This window comes from Mesorhizobium sp. M1C.F.Ca.ET.210.01.1.1 (genome assembly GCF_004791585.1).
GTDB lineage: Bacteria > Pseudomonadota > Alphaproteobacteria > Rhizobiales > Rhizobiaceae > Mesorhizobium.
In genome coordinates this window covers 1-281 of the sequence record NZ_SRUU01000230.1, presented here as the reverse complement: position 1 = coordinate 281, position 281 = coordinate 1, and the positions used below count along the sequence as shown (strand labels likewise).

Below are 281 nucleotides of genomic sequence, written 5' to 3'. Positions count from 1 at the left end.
TCATAGTCGACCAGCCCGGCTTCCAGCCCTTCCAGCAGCGACAGATATTCCCGGAGCGAAACGGGAACCCGCGCGGCCTTCAGTTCGAGGAAGAAAGGGATGAACATTCAGCCCTTATAGCAGATCGTACTCGATGAAGCCTGTCCGCCGCGCCACATGGTCGTAAAGCCGGCGCGCCGTGGTGTTGGTCTCATGCGTCATCCAGTAGACGTTCTTGACGCCGATCTTGCCGGCCTCGTCCTGCACAGCCTTGATCAGCGCCGCGCCCACGCCTTTGCCGC

Annotated in this window: 1 protein-coding gene; it reads right to left on the bottom strand. The window is 61.2% G+C overall.

Annotation, left to right across the window (positions count from 1 at the left end; all coding sequences use genetic code 11):
* Positions 1-114 precede the first annotated feature (114 nt).
* A partial coding sequence (locus EN853_RS33700) for a GNAT family N-acetyltransferase (protein WP_135861389.1) occupies positions 115-281 on the bottom strand: 167 nt, incomplete at its 5' end.